This is a genomic window from Pedobacter sp. 01T416_2, from assembly GCF_056398925.1.
Window position 1 is genome coordinate 1 of the sequence record NZ_JBFTQI010000420.1, and the last position, 5,187, is coordinate 5,187.

The window sequence follows — 5,187 nt, forward strand, 5'->3', positions numbered from 1 at the left end:
ATCTTCTGCAGTCGCAAATCTGATGTTAAAATCCATATTAATTGGTCGTAATATCGTTTTTGAAATGTTTGATTACCCTTTTTCCGAAAATACTGCTGCCAATGCGCACCATTGTACTTCCTTCTTCAATTGCAATTTTATAATCTGCACTCATTCCGGTMGATATTTCTTTAAAAGCATTGTCTTTGCGGAAAAAACTCACTTTAATGCCATCAAAAAATACTTTTAGTTCGTGAAATTCGGTCGTAATCTGTTTTTCGTTCTTGGTATTGGTGGCAATGCCCATTAAACCCACAATACGGATATTTTTCAATTCGGCTAAGTCTTCGGCACGTAGCAATTCGATTACTTCATCAAAACCAAGTCCGAATTTAGTGTCTTCATCTGCAATGTAAACCTGTAATAAGCAATCAATTACGCGTTTGTTTTTTGCCGCTTGTTTATTGATTTCCTGTAGCAGTTTCAAACTGTCTACCCCATGAATAAGTTTTACAAAAGGGGCAATGTATTTTACCTTATTACTTTGTAAATGGCCAATAAGATGCCATTCGATATCGTTTGGAAGTTGCGCCTGTTTATCTACCATTTCTTGTACATGGTTTTCTCCAAAAATGCGCTGTCCGGCGTTGTAGGCTTCTAAAATTGATTCTACTGGTTGTGTTTTTGAAACGGCAATTAGTTTTACCCCGCCTGATTCAACTTCGCTTTTATATTGTTTAAGATTATCAGCTATGCTCATTTATAACTATTTTTGGTAAAATTAATAACCTTGCCGCAATTTGGGCAAAAAATAATATTTAAATTAAGCATGAAGAGATTAATATGGGTTTTAATGACAGCTATATTATGGTTTGGTTGCAAACCTGGTATACCTGATGGCATTATTAAACCTGATAAAATGGAAAAGATTTTATACGATATGCACATTGTTGATGGCTACCTTTCAAGCATTTATGTAGTAGATTCAGCAAAGAAGGTGGCAGCAGCTTATTATAAAGGGATTTACAAAAAATTTGGTACAGATTCTGCCGAATATAACAAGAGTTTAATATGGTATAATACCAACCCTGTAGCGTTAGAGGCGATGTATAAAAACATACAAAAATTGTTAGCCAAGCAAAAAAAGGGAACGGCATTAGCTGATCTGATAATAAAGAAAAAAGCATTTAAAGCCGACTCTTTAGTGATAGCAAAGAAATTTAAGGCCGATTCTCTTGCGATCAGAAAAAAAATGAAACCAGATTCTTTATCGAAGGTTAAAGCAGTTGCTGAAATTGCAAAGAAGAAAAAACAGGCCGATTCATTAATTAATATAAAAAAAGCTGGCGTATCGGAAGTAGTTCCAAGTCCAGCTATTGTACAATAGTATGTTATATCCCGAAAACTGTTTAGAACGTTTAGGTTTTGTTGAGATCAGGCAACTGATTAGCAAACATTGTTTAAGTCCGATGGGGCAAACAATGGTAGAGAAGATGCAGGTGATGAACCGTTTTGATCAGATTGATAAGTTTCTACGTCAAACAAACGAGTTTAAAAGTATTCTGCAAAATCAGGAACCACTACAGATTAATACCTTTTTTGATATTAAGTCGCTGGTTGAAAAAATCAGGGTTGAAGGCACTTATCTATTGGAAGATGAGTGGTTTCAGGTATATACTTCGTTGCATACTGTTTTCTCGGTACTCCGTTTTTTCGAAGAACGTGCAGAAGTATATCCTACATTAGAAGCTTTATTTGAGCATCTGCCGATCGAAAAAACGATCCTTCGTAAAATAGAAAGCGTTATAGATGCCAAAGGAAAGATCAAACCCAATGCATCAAAAGAATTGCAGGAGATTACCTCTGCCATTTCGAAAGCTGAACAAGATGTGCGTAAGCGAATGGATTCGATCTACAAGCAGGCGATTGCCAATAACTGGGTTGCCGATGGTAGTTTAACCATTCGTGATGGTAGAATGTGTATTCCGGTTTTGGCCGAGAACAAGCGTAAACTCAAGGGCTTTGTACACGATGAATCGGCAACAGGGCAGACGGTTTACATTGAGCCTGAAGAAGTATTTACCTTAAATAATAAGCTGCGCGACTTAGAGTTTGACAAACGCCGGGAAATTATTAAGATTTTAATTGCGCTAACGGACGATTTGCGGCCGTATTCGCCACTATTGCTTTCTTACCATGGTTTCCTTACCAAACTGGATTTTGTTCGTGCAAAGGCTTTATTTGCGATGGATATTGAAGCAGAAATGCCCGGTTTGTTAAAAGAGCCTAAAACCAAGCTGATTAATGCAAGGCACCCTTTATTATCGATTTCATTTGCCGCCGAAAAGAAAACGGTTACACCTTTAAATATCCATATAGATGCCGAAACCCGGGTGGTATTGGTATCAGGACCAAATGCAGGCGGTAAATCGGTTTGTATGAAAACCGTTGGCCTTTTGCAGATTATGTTGCAAACAGGTTTGTTAATTCCGGTTGATGCGAATAGTGAAGTGGGTATTTTTGAAAATATTTTTGCCGATATCGGCGATGACCAATCGATAGAAAGTGATTTAAGTACTTACAGTGCACACCTAAAGAAGATGCGCTATTTTGTAGAGCATGCTTCGCCAAAAACGATGGTGCTGATTGATGAGTTTGGTACCGGAACTGATCCGCAGTTTGGGGGACCAATGGCTGAAGCTGTTTTAGAGGTGTTGAACAATAAAAAGGTGAGGGGGGTAATTACTACCCATTATTCTAATTTAAAGCTTTTTGCAGGTAATACACCTGGTTTGGAAAATGCATCAATGCTTTTTGATAATGCCAAAATGAAACCGCTTTATATTTTGGAAATGGGTAAACCTGGTAGTTCTTATGCATTCGAAATCGCTCAGAATATTGGTTTGCCAAAAGAGGTAATCGAGCTGGCCAAAGAAAAAACAGGATCTAACCAGAACCGCGTAGATACTATGCTTGTTGATCTGGAGCGCGAAAAGAAAAATGTTTACGATGCCAAAGTAAGTTTAGCCAATCAGCAGAATAAAGCTAAAAACCTGGTTGCCGAAAATGAAAAGTTGAAAAGCTTTTTAGAGGAGAATAGAAAGGTACTGATTAAAGAGGCGAAACAAGAGGCGCAGAATATTATTAAAAATGCCAATAAACTGGTTGAAAATACCATCGCTGAGATTAAGGAAAAGCAAGCTGATAAAGAAGTAACTAAAGAACTCCGCCAGAATTTGCAAAAAGAGCTGGTTAAAAATACTATTCCGAAAGAGCGCCCTAAACCAGTACAGGTAATTGTTGGCGGTGAAATTGAAATTGGTGATTTAGTGAAATTTACGGATAGTGAAACCATTGGCCAGGTTTTAGAAATTAACCGCAATGAACTGATTTTGGCTATTGGCGATTTACGATCGACTGTTAAAAAGAACCGTGTTCAAAAGGTGAGTAACCGTGAAGCTAAAAAAGTAGTTCAAAGCAGTGCAAATTCTTTTGCAGGGCGCATGAATGATGCCGTATCTGGTTTCAGGGCCGAACTTGATCTTCGTGGAAAACGAACTGAAGACGCCCTCTTTGAAGTAGAGAAATATTTAGATAAAGCCATTATGCTCGGCTTTCCGTCCATTAAACTGATTCACGGTAAAGGCGATGGTATTTTGCGTAAAATGATCAGAGAATACCTGCGTAAATATAGTCAGGTAAATAGGATGGAAGATGAACATGCTGATAGAGGCGGGGATGGGATTACTTATGTGTATTTGAATTGATGTTATGGCGTTTTAGCGTGGTGTCGGATGCTACAATCTGACATTGTAAATAATATTTTGCGATAAAAATCACAAAGCTATTTATGCACTCGTTAAAGACGACGGAAACACGGGGATAGCTGTGGTATTGGATGTTTACGATCTGAAATTCTCGTGTAGGCGTCATTCCCAACTTGATTGGGAATCTTAATGCCTTATAATACTTGAGTCTAAGATCCCCGCATGCGCGAGGATGACGATAAGGGGTAAAATACTCGTGTAATCGTCATTTCGACCGCAGTGTTCCAAAGGAACTCCTTCGATGGAAAAATCTTTAAATATGATGTTAAGCATCTTTAAAAGATTTCTCGGCTGCGCTGTGCTTCGCTCGAAATGACGTCCGCCCAGTAAAACAATAAAACTTTATAGCCGTAACGTTGTTATTTCTAAAACGTTACGGTTATGAGGGCAATACTACTCTGTTTATTTGTAATGCTATTCGTTACAAATTGCAAAAAGAATGGTGATGATAACGACGATCCAGGTACTTTACCTGATGTAGAATTAAAATCAAAAGTAGTTGTATCCGGATTGAGCTTTCCCTGGGAAATGGTGTATGGACCTGATAATTTCATTTGGTTTACCGAAAAAGCAGGTAAAATTAGTCGTTTAAATCCTGCCAATGGACAAGTAACACCTTTACTTACCATAACCGAAGTACGTACCAATGGAGAAGGTGGCTTGCTTGGAATGACACTCCATCCCGATTTTACCAGTAACCCTTACGTTTATGTAATTTATGGCTATGGTAGTACCTATAAAGCTAAAGTTGTACGTTATACTTACGGCGGAGGAAATTTAACGAGTCCGCAGGTTTTATTGGATCAGATTCCTGCGGCTTCAATCCATAATGGTTCGCGTTTGCTGATCAGTGGCGGTAAACTATTTATCAGTACCGGCGACGCTGCTGATACTGGCAATCCTCAAAATGTTAATTCTTTAGCGGGTAAAATTTTAAGGATAAATTTAGATGGATCAATTCCTGCTGATAATCCTTATCCAAATAACCCGGTTTGGTCTTTAGGGCATCGAAATGCACAAGGATTAACCCAGGTGGGCAATAAAATTTTTTCTTCAGAGCATGGTCCGGATTCTGATGATGAGATTAATATTATCGAAAAGGGAAGAAACTACGGATGGCCAAATATTAAAGGTTTTTGTAATGAAAGTGGAGAACAATCGTTTTGCAGTTCGAACAATGTGGTAGAGCCATTAATCAATTGGACACCAACCATTGCGCCTAGTGGTTTAGCTTATTACAATTCAGATTATATTCCGCAATTTAAAAATTCGTTGCTGCTGGCTGTATTAAAAGGAACTAAATTGATGCAGCTTAAATTAGATGATGCTCAAACAAAAATTACAGGAACGAAAGATTTTTATGTAAACACTTATGGTAGGA

Annotated in this window: 4 protein-coding genes; 3 read left to right on the top strand and 1 reads right to left on the bottom strand. The window is 38.0% G+C overall.

Annotated elements, in window-relative coordinates; translation table 11 throughout:
- Window positions 1–37: 37 nt before the first annotated feature.
- Complete coding sequence (locus tag AC1DPQ_RS16895) at window positions 38–739, bottom strand: YggS family pyridoxal phosphate-dependent enzyme (RefSeq protein ID WP_477610318.1); 702 nt, start codon at window positions 737–739, stop codon at window positions 38–40.
- Between the two features lie 93 nt (window positions 740–832).
- On the opposite strand from AC1DPQ_RS16895, the gene AC1DPQ_RS16900 reads away from it, so the two are divergent.
- The 3 genes from AC1DPQ_RS16900 to AC1DPQ_RS16910 all read left to right on the top strand — a co-directional run.
- Window positions 833–1,366 (top strand): DUF4296 domain-containing protein, encoded by a 534-nt coding sequence (locus tag AC1DPQ_RS16900; RefSeq protein WP_477586004.1) that lies wholly within the window; start codon window positions 833–835, stop codon window positions 1,364–1,366.
- Between the two features lies 1 nt (window position 1,367).
- A complete protein-coding gene (locus tag AC1DPQ_RS16905; protein WP_477610319.1) occupies window positions 1,368–3,746 on the top strand; it encodes an endonuclease MutS2 in 2,379 nt (792 codons plus the stop codon).
- 441 nt (window positions 3,747–4,187) lie between these two features.
- A partial coding sequence (locus AC1DPQ_RS16910) for a PQQ-dependent sugar dehydrogenase (protein WP_477610320.1) occupies window positions 4,188–5,187 on the top strand: 1,000 nt, incomplete at its 3' end.